This window comes from Ferribacterium limneticum, from assembly GCF_020510565.1.
GTDB classification, from domain to species: domain Bacteria; phylum Pseudomonadota; class Gammaproteobacteria; order Burkholderiales; family Rhodocyclaceae; genus Azonexus; species Azonexus limneticus_B.
This window is the reverse complement of record NZ_CP075189.1, coordinates 3,479,595-3,500,292: the sequence shown is the minus strand read 5'-3', so window position 1 is coordinate 3,500,292 and position 20,698 is coordinate 3,479,595. Positions and strand designations below refer to the sequence as shown.

The following is a 20,698-nucleotide window of genomic DNA, read 5'->3' as shown; positions in this document are numbered from 1 at the left end:
CGATCAATGAACTATTGCGCCTTATTCTGCATGATCTGAAGACCCTTGAGAAGATTCAGCGCCTGCTGGAACTGGTAGTCGCCCTTGGTGGCGTACTCCAGACGTTGCGGCATTTCTTCCTCGGCATCTTCCTTCTTGTCCTTGCCGTTTTTGGGTGTCTTGGCCGCGCCCTTGGCTTCCGGCTTTGCCGCTTCCTTGGCAGCTTCCTTGTCGCGGTCGTTGCTCAGGTGGCGGTCGAGATCGGCTTCGCGCACGCGAATTCCAGGGCTGGAGCCGTTGGCGCTCTCTTCGACAACGATGTCCGGCGTGATGCCCTTGGCCTGAATCGAGCGGCCTTCCGGCGTGTAGTAGCGGGCCGTGGTCAACTTGATGGCGGTGTTGCCCGGTAGCGGCAGAACGGATTGCACCGAGCCTTTGCCGAAACTCTGGGTGCCGACGATGATGGCGCGCTTGTGATCCTGCAGGGCGCCGGCGACGATTTCCGAGGCCGAGGCAGAGCCACCATTGACCAGCACGACCATCGGCACTTTCTTGGCTTCGACAGGCATGGTCTTGAGCGGATCTTCCTTGCTGCCGCGCAGGTAATCCTGTGCCCGAGCCCGGAATTCCTGCTTGGCGTCGGCGGTGCGACCGTCGGTCGACACGACCTTGACGTCGGGTGGCAGGAAAGCCGCTGAAACGCCGATGGCGCCATTGAGCAGGCCACCCGGATCGTTGCGCAGGTCGAGCACCAGACCGTTCAGCTTGTTGCCATCCTTGTAGAGGGCGGAAACATGCTTGGCCAGTTCGGCGACGGTATTTTCCTGGAACTGGGTGACGCGCACCCAGCCGTAGCCGGGCTCGACCAGCTTGGATTTGACGCTCTGCACCTTGATCACTTCGCGGATCAGGGTCAGCTCGATCGGCTTGGTTTCGCCCTTGCGGATGATTGACAGTTTGATCGGCGTCTTCGGCTTGCCGCGCATTTTCTTGACGGCATCCGACAAGGTCAGGCCTTTGACCGGTGTTTCATCAAGTTTGAAGATCAGGTCGCCGGCCTTGACGCCAGCGCGATAGGCCGGGGTGTCTTCGATTGGCGAAACGACCTTGACCAGGCCGTCTTCCATGCCGACTTCAATGCCCAGTCCGCCGAACTCGCCCTGTGTGCCGACCTGCAGATCCTTGAAGGCATCGGCGTCGAGGTAGGTCGAGTGCGGGTCGAGGTTGGACAGCATGCCGGAAATGGCATTGGTGATCATCTTCTTGTCTTCGACCGGCTCAACGTAGCCCTGCTTGATGGCGCTGTACACCTCGGCAAAAGTGCGCAACTCATCGATAGGCAGGCCGGGTTTGACTTCCTTGTCGGCCATGGCCGGGAAGTTCAGGCTGATCAGTGCGCCGGCGACAAAGGCGCCAACGGTCAAGCTAATAGTTTTAGTTTTGCTCATTTCAAGCTGGCCCATTTCATCGGGTCGATCGGTTGCCCTTGGTGGCGGAGTTCAAAGTATAAACCCGATTCGGGATTGCTCCCGCTGTTACCCACAGTGGCTACCGTTTCTCCACCCTTGACGGCCTGGCCGACTTGTTTGAGCAAGGCATCGTTGTTGCCGTAGATCGACAGGTAGGCGTCGCCGTGGTCGACGATGAGCAGATTGCCGAAGCCGCGCATCCATTCCGAGAAGACAACGCGGCCGCCGGCGATGGCTTTGACCTCGCTGCCGGCACCGGCCTTGATGAACAGGCCGCGCCAGGTGCCGCCGCCATCTCGGGCCGAACCGAAACGGCCGGAGACCGCGCCGCGTACCGGCAGGCGCAGGCTGCCGCGCTGGCGGGCGAAACTGCCGTTGCTCGGGGCGGGTTCGTAGTGGTTTTCGGCTTCGACGGTTCTTGGGCGGGTGGGCTCTATGGCGGGAGTCGGGCGGGCGATTTCCCGCTCTTCTGTATGCGCCGGGCGCTTGTCCTTTTCCCGTTCCTTCTCGCGCTCTTTTTCCTTTTGTCTTGCCGCCGCCTGCCGTGCTTCGGCCAGCCGTGCGGCTTCGGCGGCCTTGGCCGCCCGTGCCGCCTGGGCAGCAAGGATTTTTGACAGCCGATCAATGAGCTGCGTCATCCGCTTTTCATTTTGTTGCAGGGTGCCGATTTCCTTGCGCTGGGCGCTGACCTTGCTGGCCAACTGGGCGTACAGCGCCTGGCGCTCCTCGCGCTGCTTCTGCAAATCGGCATGGCGCTTTTTCTGCTCGGCCTCGACCTCGGCCAGTTCGGCGCTGCGCTCCTTGGCATCGGCGGCCAGCGATTTCTTCTTGTCCAGCGTGGCGTTGATTTCGCCCATCAGCTCGGCGCGGGTCAGCGCAATGGCCGACAGGTAATGCAGGTCGCGCGCCATCTGGTTGGGATCGTCGCCGTTGAGCAGCAGTTGCAGCGAGTCCGGGGTGCCGCGCAGGTATTGTTTGTAGATCAGTTTTTCCAGCTGCCCTTGTTGTTGGCTTAGCGTAACGCCGAGTTCCTGCGATTGTTGTTCGAGGTTTTTGAGCTTTTTTTCCAGTTGACCGCGGGAATCGTTCAATTCGTGCAGTTCGCGTTGCAGCCGCGAAATCTGGCGGTCGGATTCGCGCAGGCGGTCGCCGGCGTCAGCTTTGCTCTCTTCGCTGCTGGATAATTCCTTGCGTAATCCTTCGATTCGACTGCGCAATTCGCCCAGATCGGCCTGTTTTTCGGCGATATCGGGCGAGGCGACGATCTGGGCGGATTTTTTTTCGGCCGCAACTGGCTTGGCACCGACCGGCGCTGCGCCCAGGAAAACCGCGGCAATCAGTGCCGCTGTCAGCCTTTTGCCGGTGGGCCGAGGGCTGCGCTGGCCGGGCCGGGTGTGTCCAAAGGTCATCGCGGATTGATTTCGATTAAGCGAAACGTAAAACGCTATTTTATAATGCGCCATTCACCGAAACGAGGTTTTATCTTGGAAACGCCAACCTTCAGTTTGATCGACAAGCAGGAGCACATCGAGCTGGCCGCCCGTGCGCTGAAATCCATCGCCCACCCGCTGCGCCTGAAAATCCTTTGCGTGCTTGGCGAACAGGAGGCGTGTGTGCAGGAAATCGTCGAGGCGGTGGGCACCTCGCAAAGCAATATTTCCCAGCATCTGGCCATCCTGCGCGAAAAAGGTGTGCTGGTTACCCGCAAGGACGCCAATCGCGTCTTCTACCGGGTTGGCGATCAGCGCACACTGCAACTGGTCAGCATGATGCGTGAAGTTTTTTGTGGGACGGAGGCTTAAGTGATACCGATGGAATTTATCAACCAGAATATTCTGCTGGTTTCGCTGGTCGCGGTCAGTGGTCTTTCACTGCTTTGGCCGATGGTGATGCGTCCTTCGGGCAACAGTGTCGGGCCGGCCGAGGCGACACAACTGATCAATCGTGAAGATGCGGTCATCCTCGATGTCCGTGAATCCACCGAGTACGCTGCCGGGCATTTGCCGGAAGCGAAGAATATTCCGGGCAGCGCGCTGGCCGGGCGCATTGGCGAGCTGGGCAAGTTCAAGGACAAGCCGATCATCGTCTGCTGTGCCTCCGGCATGCGCTCGAACAAGGCTTGTGGCGATCTCAAGAAGCAGGGCTTCGAGAAGTTGTACAACCTGTCCGGTGGCGTTGATGCTTGGGTGGGTGCCGGCTATCCGATCAAGAAGGGAGCCAAGAGCAAATGAGCGCTCATGTCCTGATGTATACGACGGCAGTCTGTCCGTATTGCACACGCGCCAAGCAATTGCTCAAGGCACGCGGCGTGGAGCAGATCGAGGAGGTTCGCGTCGATCTCGATCCTGAACGCCGCGATGAAATGATGCAGAAAACTCAGCGGCGTACAGTGCCGCAAATCTTCATCGGCGAAACCCACGTGGGTGGCTGTGACGATCTCTATGCCCTCGATGCCTCCGGCCAGTTGAAGCCGCTGCTCGAAGGCTGACTAAACCGATTCAACTTCTGAAAGAAAACCATGGAACAAAACGCTCAGCCCGTCTTCGGTATTGAAAAACTCTACGTCAAGGATCTGTCGGTCGAAGTGCCGAATGCGCCGGAAATCTTCCTTGAGCGCGAAGCGCCGCAAGTCGAGATCCAGCTCAATACCGGTGGTCGTACCGTCGGCGACAGCGTCTACGAAGTCGTGCTGACCGTGACGGTTACCGCCAAGATGGGCGAGAAGACGGTTTTCCTGGTTGAAGTCGGCCAGGCCGGTATCTTCCGCATTCAGAACGTGCCGGAAGAGCAGATCGAGCCGCTGATTGCCGTCGCCTGCCCCAACATCCTCTTTCCGTACGCCCGCGAAGCCGTGTCCGATGCGGTCAGCCGCGCCGGCTTCCAGCCCATCGTGCTGCAGCCGGTCAACTTCGAAGGCATGTACATGCAGCGCCTGCAGCAGCAGGAACAGGCTGGCGCGCCGGCTGAAGTGTCGATCCAGTAAGGTGATTGCCATGTGGCGTCGCGCGCTTGTCGCCCTGTCGCTGATCAGCGCTGCCGGAGCAGCGCTGGCTATCGACTACCGCTCGGTCAGTGTGCCGGCGGCCATCCTGTTCGATGCGCCGTCGCTGCAGGGCAAGAAGCTCTACCTGATCAAGGCGCAGACGCCAGTCGAGGTCGTCGTCAAGCTCGAAGGCTGGTTCAAGGTGCGCGATGCCGAAGGGACGCTGGCCTGGCTGGAGTCGCGCAACCTCGTGGACAAGCGGACGCTCGTCGTGACCGCGCAGAAAGCTGAAATCCGCCAGTCGGACAAACCGGAATCGACGGTGCTGGCCGAACTGGACAAATGGGTGGCTGTTGAATTCATCGAACCCGCCTCGCCGGGCTGGGCCAAGGTGCGCCATCGCGACGGCGCGACCGGCTACATTCGTTCGACGCAGGTCTGGGGCCTATGAAAATTTCGCTGCTTGGCGCTGGTGCCTGGGGCACGGCGCTGTCCATCGCCTTTGCCGGCAAGCATGAGCTGACGCTATGGTCGCGCGAAGAGGATGTCGCTGCCGACCTGATGGCGACGCGCGTAAACCATCGTTTTTTCCCGGGCTACAAGTTGCCGGACTCGGTCACCGTATCGACCGATTTCGAGGCGGCTGTCGCTGCCGCCGAGTTGCTCATCGTGGCGACGCCGATTGCCGGTCTGCGGCCCACTGTCGAACGCATCAAGGCGATCGGCTGCAAGTTGCCGGTGTTGTGGGTGTGCAAGGGTTTCGAGGCGGGTAGCGGCAAGCTGCCGCATCAGGTGGTGGCCGAAGTGCTCGGCCAGCAGGCCTTGTGCGGTGCACTGTCCGGCCCCAGCTTTGCCGAGGAAGTGGCGGCCGGGCAGCCGACGGCCGTGGCGTTGGCCGGCAATGACCCTGCCTTCGCCCGCGAGGCGGCGCGCCAACTCCATACGGCGCGCCTGCGCATCTACGCCAACGATGATCTGGTTGGCGTCGAAGTCGGTGGTGCCGTCAAGAATGTGCTGGCCATCGCGACAGGTGTTTGCGATGGACTTGGGCTAGGCCTGAATTCCCGCGCGGCGCTGATGACCCGCGGCCTCGCTGAAATTGCCCGGCTTGGTCTGGCGCTGGGTGCTGACCGCCAGACTTTCATGGGGCTGGCCGGCATGGGTGACCTGATCCTGACCTGTACCGGCGACCTGTCGCGCAACCGTCGCGTCGGTCTGGCGCTGGCCCAGAACAAGTCCCTGCCACAGATACTCGAAGAACTCGGCCATGTTGCCGAAGGCGTTTATACGGCGCGTGAGGTCGATCGCCTGTCGAGCCAACTCGGCGTCGACATGCCGATCAGCGCTGCTGTGGCAGCCGTGTTGGATGGTCGTTTGAGTGCCGCGCAGGCCGTCGAGCAGTTGATGGCGCGCGATCCGAAAGAAGAGTTGGCCTAGCTGGCGCCTGCGAAGCCGGCTTGGCGCCAGGCTTCGAAGACGGTGACGGCAGCAGCGTTGGAGAGGTTGAGGCTGCGCTGCCCGGCCTGCATGGGCAGGCGCAGTCGCTGTTCCGGCGGAAACTCGGCGAGCACTTCCGGCGGCAGTCCGCTGGTTTCGCGACCAAAAACAAATACATCGTTTTCCTGCAGAGCCGTATCGAACGGACTGCCCGTGCCCTTCGTCGTCATGGCAAACAGGCGTCGCCCGGCCAGTGCCGCCTTGCACGCGTCCCAGTCGGCGTGACGCACGACACGGGCGTATTCGTGATAATCCAGCCCGGCCCGGCGCAAACCCTTGTCGGTGATGTCAAAGCCGAGCGGTTCGACCAGATGCAACTCGGCCCCGGTGTTGGCGCACAGGCGAATGATGTTGCCCGTGTTGGGCGGAATTTCGGGCTGGTAGAGAACGACGGCAAACACGCGACGGCTTTCGAACGGTGAAGGGGGCGAATTAGAGCATGGATTCAGTGCCGTAGCGCACGGGCGATAACGGCAACGGTGACCTCGGCGGCGCCGTGCAGTTTAAGGACGCGGGCGCACTCGTTGGCGGTGGCGCCGGTGGTCATCACATCGTCGATGAGCAGCAGGCGCTGGCCGGTGAAGTCGCGCCGACACTCGAAGGCTCCGCGGACGTTTTTATGGCGTTCCTTGTGCGGCATCGCGGCTTGGGGCGGCGTTATCCGCGTGCGCAGGACATTCCCACGGTCAACCGGGATTTTTGCCCAAAATTGAAATGCCTTGGCGATCTCGGCGGACTGGTTGAAACCCCGTTCCTGGAGACGTTCGGCGTGCAAAGGCAGGGGGACGATGCAGTCGAAGGCATCGGCGGCGGTCAGTTCGGCCAGCTTTTGCCCGGCCCAGCCGGCTACCGCCAGTTGGTGCCCGTACTTGAGTGCATGAACGATCCGGTCGGCGGGAAAGTCGTAGCAAAAGAGGGCGATGGCGCGGTCGAAATGTGGTTTGTCGCGCAGGCAGGCGCCGCAGCGTTCGCCATGCGTTGTCGGGACGGCGCAGATCGGGCACAAAGCCTTGGGCAACAGCGGAAGATCGTTCGTGCATGGCGGGCAGAGCAGGCCTCCTTGGCTGTCGGCGCCACAGAGCAGACAGCTTCCCGGCAGGACGGCATCGAGGATTTTCCGGCCAAGCCGTTTGAGTCCATCGGGCTGGGGTAAAATTGACAGCCAGCCGGAGTGTCCGTGATAATCCATAATTACCGATGCGCTTCGTATCTGATTTTTATAGCATTTTTCACGCAAGGCCTTTCATGCAAGCTAGCTCCATCGCCGCCGTTTCGTCTGTTTCCCAGTCCGCTCCCGCCCACATCTGGTCGGTCGCTGAAGTACTCGCGCTCTATGAGTTGCCGCTGATGGACCTGATCTGGCGGGCGCAAGGTGTGCACCGCGAAAACTTCGATCCGAACGCCATTCAACGCTCGACGCTGCTTTCGGTCAAGACCGGTGGCTGTTCCGAGGATTGCAGCTATTGCTCGCAATCTGCCCGCTACGACACAGACACCGAGCGCGAACGCCTGATGCCGCTCAACGAGGTGGTTGCCGCCGCTCAGGCCGCCAAGGCCAAGGGCGCTTCGCGCTTCTGCATGGGCGCCGCCTGGAAGGGGCCGAAGGACAACGATCTCGACCGCGTTCTCGACATGGTCCGCGAAGTGAAGGCGCTGGGCATGCAAACCTGTGTGACGCTCGGCATGCTCAAGGAAGGCCAGGCAGGCAAGCTGAAAGAGGCTGGCCTCGACTACTACAACCATAATCTTGATACCGACAAGGAGTTCTACGGTCAGGTCATCAAGACGCATACCCAGGACGACCGTCTCGATACCCTCGAGCAGGTTCGCGATGCCGGCATCAATGTCTGTTCCGGCGGCATCATTGGCATGGGCGAATCGCGCAAGAACCGCGCGGGTTTGCTTGTCCAGCTGGCCAACCTGCCCAAGGCGCCGGAGTCCGTGCCGATCAACAACCTCGTGCCGATTCCCGGTACGCCGCTGGCCGACAAGGATCGCCTCGATCCGTTCGAGTTCGTGCGGACCATCGCCGCCGCGCGCATCATGATGCCGACCTCCTGGGTTCGCCTGTCGGCTGGCCGTCAGGAAATGAGCGACGAACTGCAGGCCCTGTGCTTCCTGGCCGGCGCCAATTCGATGTTCTACGGTGATTTCCTGCTGACTACCGGCAATCCGGATATCGAGCGCGACGACGCGCTGTTTGCGCGTCTCGGCGTCAAGGCAATTTGAGCCCTGTCAGCCCGCATTCCGGATTCGTCGACCGGCAGCACGTCGGTCGACGCTTCGCCCGGGTTGCGGCAAGTTACGGCGAAGGTGATTTCTTCGCCCGCGAAGTCGATCGCCGGATGCAGGAGCGACTCGATTTCGTCAAGGTTGAACCGAAGCGGATTCTCGACCTCGGTTGCAGTCGTGGCGGGAGCTTTCCGGGCTTGTCCGCCCGTTATCCCGACGCTGAACTGATTGGCCTCGATGTCGCGCCGGCCATGCTTTCCGCCGGCCGTATCCCGCGCGCCGGCTGGCAACGCTGGCTGGGCATCGGCAGGACGGTCGAGCCGCTTCGCCTCGCTGCCGATGCGGCCAATTTGCCCCTGAAATCGCGGTCGACCGCAATCGTCTGGTCCAACCTGCTCTTGCACTGGCTGGACGATCCGATTCCAGCACTGGCCGAAACGCATCGTGTGCTCGAAGTCGGCGGTCTACTCATGTTCTCGACGCTCGGCCCGGATACGCTCAAGGAACTGCGCGCCGCTTTTGCCGATGGCTACGCCCACACCCAGCGTTTCGCCGACATGCACGATCTCGGCGACATGCTGGTCGGCTGCGGTTTCGCCGATCCGGTCATGGACATGGAAGTCATCACGCTGACCTACGACGATGTGGATGCCATGTTCGCCGAATTGCGCGCTGCCGGCTCGTCGTGCGCCATGAAAGCCCGGCGCCACGGGATGACCGGCCGGAAATCCTGGGAAAACGGCAAGGTGGCCTACGAAGCGATGCGCAAGGACGGCCGGCTGCCGGCGACCTTCGAAGTCATCTACGGCCACGCCTGGAAGGTTGAGCCGAAGAAAACGCCGGACGGCCGCGCCATCGTCCGCTTCGATCTGCCACGCAAAGGCTGATCGCTCCTCGGGGCATTTCAATTTTGGTCAATTTTGCCGGTTGACCGTAGCAATCTGCGGCAAAGATCAATCCGGCTTCTGTTTGAAGAATTTCAGCGGTTTCACACCCTGAAATTGCGGTACCGGGATCGCCTTGCGCTTGCGCTCACGAATCCGCCAGCCGAGCAGAAGAGCGACGGCAACGGAGTAAGCCAGCGGCCACAACAGAGCTGTGGCCTTGACCAGCCAGAAATAATGCACCGTGGCGAGAATGCTGATCAGGTAGATGCTGCGGTGCAGTTCCTGCCATTTTCGTCCGCCCAGCTGGCGAATTGCCCAGTTGCTCGAGGTCGCGGCGAGCGGAATCAGCAACAGGAAGGCGGCAAAACCAACCGTCACGAAGGGGCGCTTGAAAATGTCCTTGGCGATGTCGTCGATCACAAAGTCATGGTCAAAACCGATGAAACTCAAAAAATGTAGCGTGGCGTAGAAAAAACAGAATAGCCCGAGCATGCGCCGCAGCCGGGTCAGCCAGTGCATTTGCGTTATCGCCCGCAGCGGCGTGACGCACAGCGTGATGAGCAGCAGGTTGAAGGTCCAGGTGCCCGTCCAGCGCTGGACAAACTCCACCGGGTTGGCGCCAAAGTCGCCCGTGTAGGCGGCCCACAGCAGACGTATGGCCGGCAGCAGGCAGAGGGCGAAGAGGGCAATCTTGATCCAACCAAGCTGGCGGTTGTCGGGGTTGAAGCTCATGTCAGAAATTTTTCCGTAAATCCATGCCGGCATACAGACCGGCGACCTGCTCGGCGTAGCCATTGAAGGGTAGCGTCTTGCGTTTGAGAAATTCGCCGAGACGGCGTTCGTTGCCCTGGCTCCAGCGCCGGTGCGGGACATCCGGATTGACGTTGGAGTAGAAGCCATACTCGTCAGGCCCGGCTTTCATCCACGCCGTTTGTGGCTGTTTTTCGACGAAGCGGATGCGAACGATGGATTTTGCTCCCTTGAAGCCATATTTCCAAGGCACGACGAGACGGAGCGGGGCCCCGTTCTGCTTCGGCATGACCTCGCCGTACATGCCAACAGCGAGAAGCGTCAGCGGATGTCGCGCCTCATCGAGCCTGAGCGCTTCGACATACGGCCAGTCGAGCAAGGGAATGCGCACGTAGGGCATTTGTTCGGGATCGGCTAGGCTCCAGAATTCGACAAACTTGGCATTGCCCGTCAGCTCGACCCGTTTGAGCAGTTCGCTGAACGGAAAGCCAACCCAGGGCACAACCGCACTCCAGCCTTCGACGCAGCGCATCCGGTAAATGCGCTCCTCGAGCGGCGCCCATTTCAGGATGTCTTCGATGGCGAAGGTTTTCGGGGTTTTGACTTCGCCGTCGATAGTCACTGACCACGGCCGCGTACGCAGACGGTGCGCGTTTTTAGCCGGGCTGTCCTTGTCCGGCCCGAATTCATAAAAATTGCCGTAAGTCGTCATCGACTGGTATGGCGTCAGTTTGTCATCGCGCGTCGACAATGGGCTGGAGAGCAGATTTCCTAATGGGCTGCCCCGTCCCTCACGGCTTTCTGCGCCATGGGCCAGGCCGAGGCTAGCGGCGCCGACACCGAGGGCGAGCGTTCGAACGAACTCGCGGCGACCCGCATAAATCTGGGGTTCGGTGATTTCGGAATTGGGAATTTCCGGGGCGTGACGAATCAGCATGATGGTTCCTGGGGGCTTGCATATCCATTAGTCGGCGTTCCTCCCGAATCCTTACACTCGAGGTCGGGGGAAAACTGGCGACTGGCTGGATTTCAGACTGCCAGGATGCCTGCAGGTTCAGGCAGAAAGCGCGGCGCGTAACTCGACGATGTCTTCTTCGGCTGTCTGCAATAGATCGGCATAGCGCGCCCGGTCAGCCTCGCGCCTGGCTTCTTCCTCGGCATCGTGCGTGCTGTTTTGCCATGGCAGGCCGTTGCCGGCGAGCACGATGGCAAAATAGAGAATGTCGCTGATGGTGCAGGGCGATTCGACGGAACTCAAATGGCTTTGATCGCGCACCGCGTCGGTGATCGATGCTGGCAGCCCGAGAATGTGCAACAGACTCTCGCCTATCCCTTCGTGCCAGCCCGCCAGAAGTTCGATCATGGCCGGCTCGTCGTTGCGGTATTCGGGGTATTCCGCCGCCCGAAATAGCAGGTAAAAAATGCCAATGTTGTGTACCAGTCCGGTCAGCATGGCGTTGTCCGGCGGGACACGACCCAGATGGCCCGCCAGCACACGGGCGATCGCCGCAACCCGCAGCGAGTGTTCCCAGGTTTGTCGGGCAATGTGATCGTAGGCGGCGAGATTTTTCGATTTCAACATCTGATCCATCGCCACGGCCAGCGAGGTCGTACGGACGATGTCGAAGCCCAGTCGTCGAACCACGTTATTCAGATTGGAAATCTGTTCACCGGCCGGGTTGTAGCTGACGGAGTTGGCCAGACGCAACAGCTTGCTGCAGATCAGCGGCTCGATGCTGATCGCCTGTACCACCTGATCGGTGCTGGCAAACGGATCTTTCAGCGCGTTGCGAACCAGCAGGGCCGCATCGAGACAGGTCGGGAAATTGATATCGCCCGACAGGTCGCGGGCGATATCTTCGAGTATATGAAAGTGAATGCTGCGATTGCTTGCCATCTCAACCGGCGATGTAATGTTCCAGCTGGGCAATTAGGAATTGCTGGTCGCAGATGGTTTCCTTAACCAGGTCACCAATGGAGATGATGCCAAGCACATTTCCTTCGTCATCCAGCACTGGCAGGTGGCGGAAATGCTTTTCGGTCATCAGGGCCATGCATTCGTCGAGAGACACGCTTGGCGTAACGTAGGCCACCTTGTCGCTCATGATTTCGCTGACCAGCGTTTCCTTCGAGGTCTTGCCCTGCAGGATGATCTTGCGGGCATAGTCGCGTTCGGAAAAAATGCCGACCAGTTGTTCGCCGTCGAGAACCAGGACAGCCCCGACTTCGTGCTTGGCCATAACGGTGAGGGCGTGAAAAACAGTGTCGCCAGGTGCGACGACTGCCAATGGGCGATTTCTGCCTGCGAGAAGCTGTTTGAGCGTCTTCATGTTTTGCCTCCTACTCCGGTGGGGTGTTGTGCGTCCAGTCTAGTCGCGTCGACGTGGACTGCCAAGCACCAGAAAAACAAAAAGGCAGCCGAAGCTGCCTTTTCTTTACTGGTGCGCAAATTAGCGCAGGCCGGCAGCGTATTCGGAGACGGCCTTGATTTCGACGTCGGACAGCTTGGCGGCGATCATGCGCATCATTTTTTCCGGATCGTTGGCACGTTCGTCAACACGGAACGCCTTCAACTGGGCTTCGGTGTATTCCTGGAACTGACCAGCCAGACGCGGGTACTGGGCAGGCAAACCGGCACCAGCCGGGCCGTGGCAGCCGGCGCAGGCGGGAACGCCCTTCTTGAAGTCACCCTGACGCCAGATTTTCTGGCCCAGCGCGATCTGTTTTTCATCCTTGGCGGCAGCCGGCTTCTGTTTCTGGCTGGCAAACCAGGCGGCGACGTTCTTGATGTCGTCGTCGGACAGCGGTGCAGCCATACCGGCCATGATCGGGTTGTTGCGCACGGGCGGCTTGTCGCCAACCGGCTTGAAGTTCTTCAGTTGCTTGGCGATGTATTCCTCAACCTGGCCAGCCAGGTTCGGATTGGCCGAAGTCGGGCTGTTGCCATCGACGCCATGACAGGCGACACAAATGGATTCAGCGATAGCCTTGCCTTTTGCAGGGTCAGCCTTGGCATGCGCTTCTTCGGAAGCGTGGGTGACGAAACTGGTGGCGAAAAGGATCGCCAGTGCCGCTTTACGGATCATTTCGAACTCCTAGTGCGCGTTTATGGGCGCTTTGGCCGGAACGGAGGTTACAAACCTGTTATTCTATATCAGTTCGCCGCCCTCTTGGCGGGTCTTCCGAGTTTTTTATGCCTCTGTTCCAACAGGCGGTTTTTTTGACAACCGTCGCCAATCTCCGTGATTTACCGCAGGATTCCGTTCGCGAAGTTGCCTTCGCCGGTCGTTCCAATGCTGGCAAGTCTTCCACTATCAATACGCTGGCGGGGCGTGTTCGCCTTGCTTATGTCAGCAAAACGCCGGGCCGGACGCAGCACCTGAATTATTTCACGCTGGCCGACGGCAAGTATTTCGTCGACCTCCCCGGCTATGGCTACGCCAAGGCGCCCGAGGCGATCCGCTCGCAGTGGGAGGGCCTCATTGGTCCTTACCTGAGCAAGCGGGATCAACTGGCTGGGCTGGTTGTCATCATGGATATTCGCCGGCCGATGACTGACCTCGATTTACGCCTGATTGACTGGTTTCGCCCAACCGGGCGACCGATCCACATTCTGCTTTCCAAGGCCGACAAGCTGAGCCGCCAGGAGCAGATGAAAGCCCTGAAATCGGTGAAGGCCGAGGTGGCGACCTGGGGTGATGCTGACCTGTATTCGGTGCAGCTCTTCTCAAGCCTGAAAAAGACCGGTGTTGAAGAAGCTGAGGGCGTTCTCGCCAGCTGGCTGGAAATCGAAATCAAGCCGAAAGAAAACAAAGGGCCCCCGGATAAGGGGGGTCCGGGGGCCAAAAAGCCTTAACTGGGTCAAGGCGCCCGCTCAGGGAGGTGAAGCGGGAGACAGCGCGTGCCATCTGCGGAATCTGACGCGCGTCAAGGCGGGAAGTTCCGCCGAGTATGAAAATTTTTCTGTGTTGAATTGATCGAGGTTGAAGCATGGCAGTTGTGAGCGGTGGTTTTCCCGGAACCAGGATGCGCCGGATGCGGCGTGATGATTTCTCCCGCCGTTTGATGCGGGAGTCGGTGCTGACGGCCGACGATTTTATTTACCCGGTCTTTGTGCTGGAAGGCGAAGGGCGCATCGAAAAGGTGTCGTCCATGCCCGGCGTCGAGCGCCAGTCGCTCGATGTTTTGTTGAAGACGGCGGAGCGGGCGGTGAGGCTCGGCATCCCTGCTTTGGCGCTATTTCCGGTGATCGATGCGTCACTGAAGTCGTTAGGGGCCGAAGAGGCGTACAACGCCAATGGTCTGGTGCCGCGCGTGATCAAGGCGCTAAAGCGCGAATTTCCGAATCTTGGCGTGATAACTGACGTGGCGCTCGATCCTTATACCAGCCACGGGCAGGATGGCTTGATCGACGAAACCGGTTACGTGCTCAATGATGAGACGCTGGAAGTGCTGGCCAGGCAGGCGCTTTGTCATGCCCAGGCGGGGGCGGATGTCGTGGCACCGTCGGACATGATGGACGGTCGCATTGCCCGGATCCGGGCTGAGCTCGAAGGCGCCGGGCAGATTTACACGCGCATTCTGGCTTACTCGGCCAAGTACGCTTCGGCCTTCTATGGCCCCTTCCGCGACGCGGTTGGCTCGGCCGGCAATCTCGGCAAGGGCAACAAGTACACCTACCAGATGGATCCGGCGAATACCGACGAGGCGCTGCGCGAAGTGGCGCTTGACCTTGAAGAAGGTGCCGACATGGTCATGGTCAAGCCCGGCATGCCGTATCTGGACATCGTCCGGCGCGTCAAGGATGAGTTCAAGGTGCCGACCTATGCCTATCAGGTCAGCGGCGAATACGCGATGCTCAAGGCGGCCGCGCAGAACGGCTGGCTGGACGAGAAGGCCTGCGTGCTGGAGAGCCTGCTGGCGTTCAAGCGAGCCGGGGCCGATGGCATCCTGACCTATTTCGCGCTCGATGCGGCGGAATACTTGAAGGGCTGAGGTTAGCGATTCAAGACGGAAAAATGGCGGCCTCGGCCGCCATTTTGTTTTTCAGGCGCCCGGTGCGCCGGATTGCGACAGGCAGGCGAAGTAGAGCATCGGCCATTGCTGCGGCCATTGAGTCAGCGGTTCGCGCGTGAAGCCGCTGCGCGCGTATTGTTCCCAGCGGCCGACGACGTAGCAGCGGAGCAGGTTGGCCAGGGCGCCGAAGTCGGCGTCGGGCTTGAGGTTTTCCTGCGTGGCGGCGATACGCAACGCCAGTTTCATGGCGGCTTCGACTTTGTCGAGCAGGGCATTGATGCGGGTCTGCAAGCGCTCGTTTTCATTGACCAGGGCATCGCCGATCAGGACGCGGGTCATGCCGCGATTGCGTTGGGCAAAGCGGAGCAGTAGGCCGATGATCAGCTCGACTTGCTTGAAACCTTCGCTTTCCTCGGCGGTGATCTTGTTGATGACGCTGAACAGGCTTTGTTCGATGAACTCAATCAGGCCTTCGAACATTTGCGCTTTGCTGGCGAAATGGCGGTAGAGCGCCGCTTCGGAACATTCCAGTTTGGCGGCCAGCGCGGCGGTGGTGATTTTTTCCCCTTTCGGGGTTTCCAGCATTTCGGCTAGCGTCTGCAGGATTTGCAGGCGGCGTTCGCCCGGTTTTGTCGCCATGTTTCCCCCTCCTCAGATTTCATTTTTGGCCGAAATTTCCAGTCGACCGTAGCATTTTGATAATTGTGTTGCCGAGCGGATTTTAACGTCAACAAAAGGCGACTGGCGTGAGCCAGCGCTCACCCACACGGTTTTCATGCCCAGCTTTTTGGCGGTGACCAGGTTGGCCAGACTGTCTTCGATCATGATGCAGCTGCGCGGGTCGAGATGCTCGGCGCGGAGCAGGGTGCGGAATCCGGCGAGCATGGGTTTGGGTTGGAAACGCAGGTTTTCGACCGAATAAACGGCATCGAAACAGCGACCGAGGCCGGTGAGGTCGAGGATGGCTTCGGCGTAATGGCGCGGCGCGTTGGAGAAAATGATCTTGCGGCCGGGTAGTCGACGCAGAGTGTGCAGCAAGGGCTTGTCGAAGACGACCATGCGCGGCAGGTCGGGAAACTGGTGGGTCTCCCAGAGGAAATGGCGCGGGTCTGTCCCATGGTGACGCATCAGGCCAAGCAGCGTGGCGCCATAGCGCTCCCAGTAGCCTTGTCGAATGCGCGTCGCCTCGTGCTCGTCTACGCCCAGATGGCGCTCGATGTATTGGCGCATAGACCGATTGATGTGGGGAAAGATATGCGGCGTCGCGTTGTGCAGCGTGTTGTCGAGGTCGAACAGCCAGACCGGGTTTTTCATGACATTTCCCGTTGCAGAAAGGAAAAAGCCCGCTGGCGCGGGCTTTTCGGGCTGCTTTGCCGCATCAGTGCGACTTGATCATTGTGCCAACCCCGTGGTCGGTCAGGATTTCGAGCAGTAGCGCATGTTCGACCCGGCCGTCGATGATGTGCACGCCCTTGACGCCATTGCGGGCGGCATCGAGCGCTGAGCCGATCTTCGGCAACATGCCGCCGGACAGCGTGCCATCCTCGACCATTTCGTCGATCTGCTTGGGCGTGATGCCGGTAATCAGATCGCCGTTCTTGTCGAGCACACCTGGTGTGTTGGTCAGCAGGACCAACTTTTCGGCCTTGAGGACTTCGGCGATCTTGCCGGCGACGACGTCGGCGTTGATGTTGTAGGTCTCGCCATCCTTGCCGACCCCGATCGGGGCGATGACCGGGATGAAGGAGCCCTTGTCGAGGTGGTCGATCAGAGTCGGGTCGATGGAAACGATCTCGCCAACCTGGCCGACGTCGATCAGGTCGCCCGGGTTGTCCTTGTTTTCCAGCATGAGCTTCTTGGCGCGGATGAAGTTTCCGTCCTTGCCGGTCAGGCCGACGGCTTTGCCGCCGTGCTGGTTGATCAGGTTGACGATGTCCTTGTTGACCTGGCCGCCGAGCACCATTTCGACGACTTCCATCGTTTCGGCATCGGTGACGCGCATGCCCTGAACGAATTCGCCCTTCTTGCCGACACGGGCGAGCAGGCTTTCGATCTGCGGGCCACCGCCATGCACGACGACGATGTTGAAGCCGACCAGTTCAAGCAACACGACATCACGAGCGAAGCAGCTTTTCAGGTGCTCGTCGGTCATCGCATTGCCGCCGTATTTGACGACGATGGTCTTGCCGTGGAAACGCTTGATGTAGGGCAGGGCTTCGGCCAGAACGGCGGCCTTGATGCCGGGGGTGAGGTCTTCGATGCTCATGGCGGGCTCCAAGTGGAATCGCCGCGGATTGTACAAAGAAAAAGGCCGGAACGGGGTCCGGCCTGTTGTCAGCGGTTTAGACGTTAAACGACGCTCAAACGTTTGCTGGTCGTTTCGGTCCGCTTGGGCAAGGTCAGCTCAAGGACGCCATCGTTGAACTTGGCGACCGCTTTGCCATCGTCGATTTCCTGTCCCAACTGGAACGAACGGGAAACCTTGCCAAAATAGCGTTCGGAGCGCAGTACGCGCTCGCCTTCCTTGGTTTCCTTCTCCTGTTTGACTTCGGCGCTGACCGAGACCTGATTGCCATCGACGACGACATGAATGTCTTCCTTTTTGACGCCCGGCAGGTCGGCATGGATCAGATAGCAGTCGCCTTGTTCCTTGACATCCATCTTGATGGATGGAGGCTGGGTCGGGGCGCCGTCATAATCCACTGGACGTACGAAAAAGCCGCGGAACAGGTCGTCGAATGGGTCGATTCGGGTGATGTTTGCCATGGTTTTCTCCTTGGTGAATGAAGCCTCATGGACCAAATATAGGAGAGGTTTTGGCGGTTTCAAGTCCCGAAAGAGGGCCTTTCGGGGAGCATGAGAATGGCATCCCGGTTGCTCCATGAGAAGCAGTGCTCGGCGGCCTCTCGCCAGGGTAGCCATTGCCAGTCCCGGTGTTCGTCAGGCGCCGTGACGATAGCCGGTCGTTCAGCAAGTTGCAGGCTGAAGACATGTTCAACGTTATGGCTGACCGCTGGCGCGTAGCGGTGTCGCCATTCGGTAAAAATTTCGAAGGTGTTGCTCATCTGCCAATCAACAAGGAGGCCATTGGCCGTGGCTATCCCGGTTTCTTCGAAGACTTCGCGGCGAGCGGTGTCGATCAGTGCTTCGCTACCTTCACGGCTGCCCGTTACCGATTGCCAAAATCCCGGGTGGGCAGATCTCTCTAGCAGGAGTACGTCAAGGGCCTCGGTGTGAATGACGACTAGAACGGAAACCGGCTGTTTGTGGCCGGTGGTCATGCCTCGGCGAGTGTCGTAATGCCACGGGCCGGGGCGTCGATCAGGATCCAGAAGGGCACATGTGTTTTGCGCCTGTCTTCGGCTGCCGCCTGCAAGACTTCGATCAAGGTGGCGAAATCAACCGGGTGCGCTGCACGCAAGCGGGTTATGCCGTTGATGAACAGGACGTGACCCTTGGCGGGTCGCCAGTCGGGGTCGGTCAGGCAGTCATAGAGCGCATCGAAATTGGCGCCGTACCAGCTCGGAAAATCGAGCGCGCTACCGAGTTGAAGCAATACGTCCTGCGTTGAAGCGGGCCTGACGATGTCGGCCTTCAGGACGCAGAAATCAGCCTGCTTGGCCGCTGTTTCGATGGTCGATTGTTGAGTTGCCACCAGGTGGAATACCCCGGATGCACTGGCATTTTCGAGCAGGTTGTCGCTCATCGATATGTCCCTATTCCGCGATTTGCCGAAAGGTCCGGTAGTGGTCGTCGGTGTAATAGTAGTTGCTGTCCCGGCCGGCGACGATCCGGCGAGGCCCGCGATCCTTGCGCCACGGTGTTTTTACCGTGTATTCGCGGTAATAGCCACGCGGGTGCAAGGGCAGGCGTTTTTCGAAGTTGCCGAATACGATGCCATCTCGCTCATAGGGAAACGGGCCGCCGGCCTTGATCAGGGCAAGTGTTTGCCGGGCTTCGGTGGGCAAATTTGCCACCAAAATCGTGTCGACCGTAGCATCGCGCCCGAAACTGAAAGCAAATGCGCTCCCGATCGCCAGCCAGGCGACGATCAGGAGGCGCAGGAAAGTCTGCATCGGCGTTTAGGTCGGGCTGACTTCGACTTGCGTTTCGACCTTCTGGCGCAAACGGATGTGCAGTTCGCGCAATTGCTTCTCGTCGACGCCGGACGGCGCGTCGGTGAGCAAACACTGGGCGCGCTGGGTCTTCGGGAAAGCAATCACGTCGCGGATCGATTCGGCACCGGTCATCATGGTGACGATGCGGTCGAGACCAAAAGCCAGGCCGCCGTGCGGCGGGGCGCCGTACTTCAGCGCGTCGAGCAGGAAGCCGAACTTGGCCTGTTGCTCCTCGGGGCCGATGTTGAGGGCCGAGAAAACCTTTTCCTGCACATCGGAGCGGTGGATACGCACCGAGCCGCCGCCCAGTTCCCAGCCGTTGAGCGCCAGGTCGTAGGCCTTGGCCAGGCACTTGCCCGGATCGCTGACCAGCAGGTCAAGATGCTCGTCCTTGGGGCTGGTGAACGGGTGGTGGCATGCCGACCAGCGCTTGTTTTCATCGTCGTACTCGAACATCGGGAAGTCGATGACCCACAGCGGAGCCCACTTGGCGCCGGTGACGAAGCCCTTTTCGTGGCCGATCTTGATGCGCAAGGCGCCAAGGGCGTCATTGACGATCTTGGCCTTGTCGGCTCCGAAGAAGATCAGGTCGCCGGACTGGGCGCCGGTGCGCTCGATGACGGCCTTCAGCGAAGCTTCCGACAGATTTTTGACAATCGGCGACTGGAGGCCAGTTTCGTTGATCTGGGTGACGTCATTGACCTTTATGTAAGCCAGCCCACGGGCGCCGTAGATGCCGACAAACTGAGTGTAGGCATCGATCTCTCCGCGGGTCAGCGTGGCGCCGCCCGGAATGCGCATGGCGGCGATGCGACCACCTTCGCTGTTGGCAACGCCGGCAAAGACCTTGAAGGCGACATCCTTGAACGCATCGGTAACTTCAGTCAGTTCAAGCGTGACGCGCAGATCCGGCTTGTCGGAGCCAAAGCGGTGCATGGCTTCGGCATAGGTCATGCGCGGGAAGTCAGGCAAGTCGACGTCTATGGCTTCCTTGAAGACAGTGCGGATCAGCTTTTCCGTCAACGCCATGATTTCGGCCTCGCTCATGAACGAGGTTTCGATATCGACCTGGGTGAATTCGGGCTGGCGGTCAGCGCGCAAATCCTCGTCGCGGAAGCATTTGACGATCTGGTAGTAACGGTCGTAGCCAGCCACCATCAGCAACTGCTTGAAGAGCTGCGGCGACTGCGGGAGGGCAAAGAACTGGCCCGGATGAACGCGTGAAGGCACCAGATAATCGCGTGCGCCTTCCGGGGTCGACTTGGTGAGCATCGGTGTTTCGATATCGATGAAACCGTTGTCGTCAAGGAAGCGGCGGAAGGCGCGGGAGGTTTTGTAACGCAGCATCAGATTGTTCTGCATCTGCGGACGACGCAGATCAATGACGCGATGCAGCAGGCGAACGTTCTCGGACAGATTGTCTTCGTCCAGTTGGAACGGCGGCGTGACGGATGGGTTCAACACCTCGATCTCGTGGCAGAGGATTTCGATCTCGCCGGATGCCAGGTTGGCATTGGTCGTACCGGCCGGGCGCGGACGGACTTTGCCGGTGATCTTCAGGCAAAACTCGTTGCGGACCGATTCGGCGATGGAGAACGTGGCGGCACGATCAGGGTCGCAAACGACCTGCGCCAAACCTTCGCGATCGCGCAAGTCGATGAAAATAACGCCGCCGTGGTCGCGCCGACGATGGGCCCAGCCGCACAGGGTAACGATTTGCCCGTCGAGGGCGGCATTAAGTTGTCCGCAATAATGGGTACGCATGAA

Annotated in this window: 27 protein-coding genes; 10 read left to right on the top strand and 17 right to left on the bottom strand. The window is 59.9% G+C overall.

All coding sequences use genetic code 11. The features are described from left to right. Positions 1-11: 11 nt before the first annotated feature. Positions 12-1,427, bottom strand: a complete 1,416-nt coding sequence (locus tag KI610_RS16790) for a S41 family peptidase (RefSeq protein WP_226496092.1) — start codon at positions 1,425-1,427, stop codon at positions 12-14. After that, a complete protein-coding gene (locus KI610_RS16785; RefSeq protein ID WP_226496091.1) occupies positions 1,424-2,857 on the bottom strand; it encodes a murein hydrolase activator EnvC family protein in 1,434 nt (477 codons plus the stop codon). The genes KI610_RS16790 and KI610_RS16785 overlap by 4 nt, the downstream gene beginning before the upstream one ends. A gap of 75 nt (positions 2,858-2,932) precedes the next feature. Here KI610_RS16785 and KI610_RS16780 point away from each other — a divergent pair, with 75 nt between their 5' ends. From KI610_RS16780 to KI610_RS16755, 6 genes are read left to right on the top strand one after another with little or no spacing between them, the layout of a single operon-like run. Beyond that, positions 2,933-3,250, top strand: coding sequence for an ArsR/SmtB family transcription factor (locus KI610_RS16780; RefSeq protein ID WP_226496090.1), 318 nt, complete (start codon positions 2,933-2,935; stop codon positions 3,248-3,250). A gap of 9 nt (positions 3,251-3,259) precedes the next feature. Further along, positions 3,260-3,679: a rhodanese-like domain-containing protein gene (locus KI610_RS16775; protein ID WP_226496089.1), complete on the top strand. Its 420-nt coding sequence runs from the start codon at positions 3,260-3,262 to the stop codon at positions 3,677-3,679. Continuing rightward, the gene (gene grxC / locus KI610_RS16770; protein WP_226496088.1) at positions 3,676-3,936 is read left to right on the top strand and encodes a glutaredoxin 3; all 261 of its coding nucleotides are present in this window, start codon (positions 3,676-3,678) and stop codon (positions 3,934-3,936) included. Before KI610_RS16775 ends, grxC begins: the two co-directional genes overlap by 4 nt. A gap of 30 nt (positions 3,937-3,966) precedes the next feature. Continuing rightward, the gene (secB, locus tag KI610_RS16765) at positions 3,967-4,431 is read left to right on the top strand and encodes a protein-export chaperone SecB (protein WP_226496087.1); all 465 of its coding nucleotides are present in this window, start codon (positions 3,967-3,969) and stop codon (positions 4,429-4,431) included. 10 nt (positions 4,432-4,441) lie between these two features. Then, positions 4,442-4,882, top strand: a complete 441-nt coding sequence (locus KI610_RS16760) for an SH3 domain-containing protein (protein WP_226496086.1) — start codon at positions 4,442-4,444, stop codon at positions 4,880-4,882. Then, positions 4,879-5,868: an NAD(P)H-dependent glycerol-3-phosphate dehydrogenase gene (locus KI610_RS16755; protein ID WP_226496085.1), complete on the top strand. Its 990-nt coding sequence runs from the start codon at positions 4,879-4,881 to the stop codon at positions 5,866-5,868. The genes KI610_RS16760 and KI610_RS16755 overlap by 4 nt, the downstream gene beginning before the upstream one ends. Here KI610_RS16755 and KI610_RS16750 read toward each other — a convergent pair. After that, complete coding sequence (locus KI610_RS16750) at positions 5,865-6,329, bottom strand: tRNA (cytidine(34)-2'-O)-methyltransferase (protein WP_226496084.1); 465 nt, start codon at positions 6,327-6,329, stop codon at positions 5,865-5,867. The genes KI610_RS16755 and KI610_RS16750 overlap by 4 nt on opposite strands. A 44-nt stretch (positions 6,330-6,373) precedes the next feature. Beyond that, complete coding sequence (locus KI610_RS16745; protein WP_226496083.1) at positions 6,374-7,117, bottom strand: ComF family protein; 744 nt, start codon at positions 7,115-7,117, stop codon at positions 6,374-6,376. A gap of 56 nt (positions 7,118-7,173) precedes the next feature. Here KI610_RS16745 and bioB point away from each other — a divergent pair, with 56 nt between their 5' ends. Beyond that, positions 7,174-8,157: a biotin synthase BioB gene (bioB, locus tag KI610_RS16740; protein ID WP_226496082.1), complete on the top strand. Its 984-nt coding sequence runs from the start codon at positions 7,174-7,176 to the stop codon at positions 8,155-8,157. Further along, complete coding sequence (locus KI610_RS16735; protein ID WP_226496081.1) at positions 8,154-9,047, top strand: methyltransferase domain-containing protein; 894 nt, start codon at positions 8,154-8,156, stop codon at positions 9,045-9,047. The genes bioB and KI610_RS16735 overlap by 4 nt, the downstream gene beginning before the upstream one ends. A gap of 66 nt (positions 9,048-9,113) precedes the next feature. Here the strand turns inward: KI610_RS16735 and KI610_RS16730 are convergent, their stop codons facing one another. The 5 genes from KI610_RS16730 to KI610_RS16710 form a co-directional block, all read right to left on the bottom strand. Beyond that, complete coding sequence (locus KI610_RS16730) at positions 9,114-9,779, bottom strand: protein-methionine-sulfoxide reductase heme-binding subunit MsrQ (protein WP_226496080.1); 666 nt, start codon at positions 9,777-9,779, stop codon at positions 9,114-9,116. Position 9,780: 1 nt separating this feature from the next. Beyond that, positions 9,781-10,734 (bottom strand): protein-methionine-sulfoxide reductase catalytic subunit MsrP, encoded by a 954-nt coding sequence (gene msrP, locus KI610_RS16725; RefSeq protein WP_226496079.1) that lies wholly within the window; start codon positions 10,732-10,734, stop codon positions 9,781-9,783. A gap of 117 nt (positions 10,735-10,851) precedes the next feature. Then, entirely contained in the window at positions 10,852-11,694 is an 843-nt protein-coding gene (locus KI610_RS16720; RefSeq protein ID WP_226496078.1) for an HDOD domain-containing protein, read from the bottom strand. A 1-nt stretch (position 11,695) separates the two neighbouring features. Next, the gene (locus KI610_RS16715; RefSeq protein ID WP_226496077.1) at positions 11,696-12,127 is read right to left on the bottom strand and encodes a CBS domain-containing protein; all 432 of its coding nucleotides are present in this window, start codon (positions 12,125-12,127) and stop codon (positions 11,696-11,698) included. Between the two features lie 120 nt (positions 12,128-12,247). Continuing rightward, complete coding sequence (locus tag KI610_RS16710) at positions 12,248-12,883, bottom strand: c-type cytochrome (protein ID WP_226496076.1); 636 nt, start codon at positions 12,881-12,883, stop codon at positions 12,248-12,250. 107 nt (positions 12,884-12,990) lie between these two features. Here KI610_RS16710 and yihA point away from each other — a divergent pair, with 107 nt between their 5' ends. Beyond that, positions 12,991-13,653, top strand: a complete 663-nt coding sequence (yihA, locus tag KI610_RS16705; protein ID WP_226498566.1) for a ribosome biogenesis GTP-binding protein YihA/YsxC — start codon at positions 12,991-12,993, stop codon at positions 13,651-13,653. A 179-nt stretch (positions 13,654-13,832) separates the two neighbouring features. Then, positions 13,833-14,792, top strand: a complete 960-nt coding sequence (hemB, locus tag KI610_RS16700) for a porphobilinogen synthase (RefSeq protein ID WP_404827419.1) — start codon at positions 13,833-13,835, stop codon at positions 14,790-14,792. Between the two features lie 51 nt (positions 14,793-14,843). Here hemB and slmA read toward each other — a convergent pair whose 3' ends face one another. From slmA to aspS, 8 genes are all read right to left on the bottom strand, one after another. Beyond that, on the bottom strand, positions 14,844-15,452 hold the full coding sequence (gene slmA, locus KI610_RS16695; RefSeq protein WP_226496074.1) for a nucleoid occlusion factor SlmA: 609 nt from the start codon (positions 15,450-15,452) through the stop codon (positions 14,844-14,846). A gap of 12 nt (positions 15,453-15,464) precedes the next feature. Continuing rightward, entirely contained in the window at positions 15,465-16,127 is a 663-nt protein-coding gene (locus KI610_RS16690) for a pyrimidine 5'-nucleotidase (protein ID WP_226496073.1), read from the bottom strand. A gap of 64 nt (positions 16,128-16,191) precedes the next feature. Further along, positions 16,192-17,079 carry an acetylglutamate kinase gene (argB, locus tag KI610_RS16685; RefSeq protein WP_226496072.1) on the bottom strand — a complete coding sequence of 296 codons (888 nt, stop codon included), beginning with the start codon at positions 17,077-17,079 and terminating at the stop codon, positions 16,192-16,194. Between the two features lie 83 nt (positions 17,080-17,162). After that, on the bottom strand, positions 17,163-17,579 hold the full coding sequence (locus KI610_RS16680; protein ID WP_226496071.1) for an Hsp20/alpha crystallin family protein: 417 nt from the start codon (positions 17,577-17,579) through the stop codon (positions 17,163-17,165). Positions 17,580-17,638: 59 nt separating this feature from the next. Beyond that, complete coding sequence (gene nudB, locus KI610_RS16675; RefSeq protein WP_226496070.1) at positions 17,639-18,094, bottom strand: dihydroneopterin triphosphate diphosphatase; 456 nt, start codon at positions 18,092-18,094, stop codon at positions 17,639-17,641. Beyond that, entirely contained in the window at positions 18,091-18,519 is a 429-nt protein-coding gene (locus tag KI610_RS16670) for a barstar family protein (RefSeq protein ID WP_226496069.1), read from the bottom strand. The genes nudB and KI610_RS16670 overlap by 4 nt, the downstream gene beginning before the upstream one ends. A 10-nt stretch (positions 18,520-18,529) precedes the next feature. After that, a complete protein-coding gene (locus KI610_RS16665; RefSeq protein ID WP_226496068.1) occupies positions 18,530-18,889 on the bottom strand; it encodes a ribonuclease domain-containing protein in 360 nt (119 codons plus the stop codon). A gap of 6 nt (positions 18,890-18,895) precedes the next feature. Beyond that, on the bottom strand, positions 18,896-20,695 hold the full coding sequence (gene aspS, locus KI610_RS16660) for an aspartate--tRNA ligase (RefSeq protein ID WP_226496067.1): 1,800 nt from the start codon (positions 20,693-20,695) through the stop codon (positions 18,896-18,898). Between the last annotated feature and the right edge of the window lie 3 nt (positions 20,696-20,698).

Coding starts and splice junctions, on each gene's coding strand:
- KI610_RS16790 (WP_226496092.1), bottom strand. CDS start 1,427: ATGAGCAAAACTAAAACTATTAGCTTGACCGTTGGCGCCTTTGTCGCC.
- KI610_RS16785 (WP_226496091.1), bottom strand. CDS start 2,857: ATGACCTTTGGACACACCCGGCCCGGCCAGCGCAGCCCTCGGCCCACC.
- KI610_RS16775 (WP_226496089.1), top strand. CDS start 3,260: ATGGAATTTATCAACCAGAATATTCTGCTGGTTTCGCTGGTCGCGGTC.
- grxC (WP_226496088.1), top strand. CDS start 3,676: ATGAGCGCTCATGTCCTGATGTATACGACGGCAGTCTGTCCGTATTGC.
- secB (WP_226496087.1), top strand. CDS start 3,967: ATGGAACAAAACGCTCAGCCCGTCTTCGGTATTGAAAAACTCTACGTC.
- KI610_RS16760 (WP_226496086.1), top strand. CDS start 4,442: ATGTGGCGTCGCGCGCTTGTCGCCCTGTCGCTGATCAGCGCTGCCGGA.
- KI610_RS16755 (WP_226496085.1), top strand. CDS start 4,879: ATGAAAATTTCGCTGCTTGGCGCTGGTGCCTGGGGCACGGCGCTGTCC.
- KI610_RS16745 (WP_226496083.1), bottom strand. CDS start 7,117: ATGGATTATCACGGACACTCCGGCTGGCTGTCAATTTTACCCCAGCCC.
- bioB (WP_226496082.1), top strand. CDS start 7,174: ATGCAAGCTAGCTCCATCGCCGCCGTTTCGTCTGTTTCCCAGTCCGCT.
- KI610_RS16730 (WP_226496080.1), bottom strand. CDS start 9,779: ATGAGCTTCAACCCCGACAACCGCCAGCTTGGTTGGATCAAGATTGCC.
- msrP (WP_226496079.1), bottom strand. CDS start 10,734: ATGCTGATTCGTCACGCCCCGGAAATTCCCAATTCCGAAATCACCGAA.
- KI610_RS16720 (WP_226496078.1), bottom strand. CDS start 11,694: ATGGCAAGCAATCGCAGCATTCACTTTCATATACTCGAAGATATCGCC.
- KI610_RS16715 (WP_226496077.1), bottom strand. CDS start 12,127: ATGAAGACGCTCAAACAGCTTCTCGCAGGCAGAAATCGCCCATTGGCA.
- KI610_RS16710 (WP_226496076.1), bottom strand. CDS start 12,883: ATGATCCGTAAAGCGGCACTGGCGATCCTTTTCGCCACCAGTTTCGTC.
- yihA (WP_226498566.1), top strand. CDS start 12,991: ATGCCTCTGTTCCAACAGGCGGTTTTTTTGACAACCGTCGCCAATCTC.
- hemB (WP_404827419.1), top strand. CDS start 13,833: ATGCGGCGTGATGATTTCTCCCGCCGTTTGATGCGGGAGTCGGTGCTG.
- slmA (WP_226496074.1), bottom strand. CDS start 15,452: ATGGCGACAAAACCGGGCGAACGCCGCCTGCAAATCCTGCAGACGCTA.
- KI610_RS16690 (WP_226496073.1), bottom strand. CDS start 16,127: ATGAAAAACCCGGTCTGGCTGTTCGACCTCGACAACACGCTGCACAAC.
- argB (WP_226496072.1), bottom strand. CDS start 17,079: ATGAGCATCGAAGACCTCACCCCCGGCATCAAGGCCGCCGTTCTGGCC.
- KI610_RS16680 (WP_226496071.1), bottom strand. CDS start 17,579: ATGGCAAACATCACCCGAATCGACCCATTCGACGACCTGTTCCGCGGC.
- nudB (WP_226496070.1), bottom strand. CDS start 18,094: ATGACCACCGGCCACAAACAGCCGGTTTCCGTTCTAGTCGTCATTCAC.
- KI610_RS16670 (WP_226496069.1), bottom strand. CDS start 18,519: ATGAGCGACAACCTGCTCGAAAATGCCAGTGCATCCGGGGTATTCCAC.
- KI610_RS16665 (WP_226496068.1), bottom strand. CDS start 18,889: ATGCAGACTTTCCTGCGCCTCCTGATCGTCGCCTGGCTGGCGATCGGG.
- aspS (WP_226496067.1), bottom strand. CDS start 20,695: ATGCGTACCCATTATTGCGGACAACTTAATGCCGCCCTCGACGGGCAA.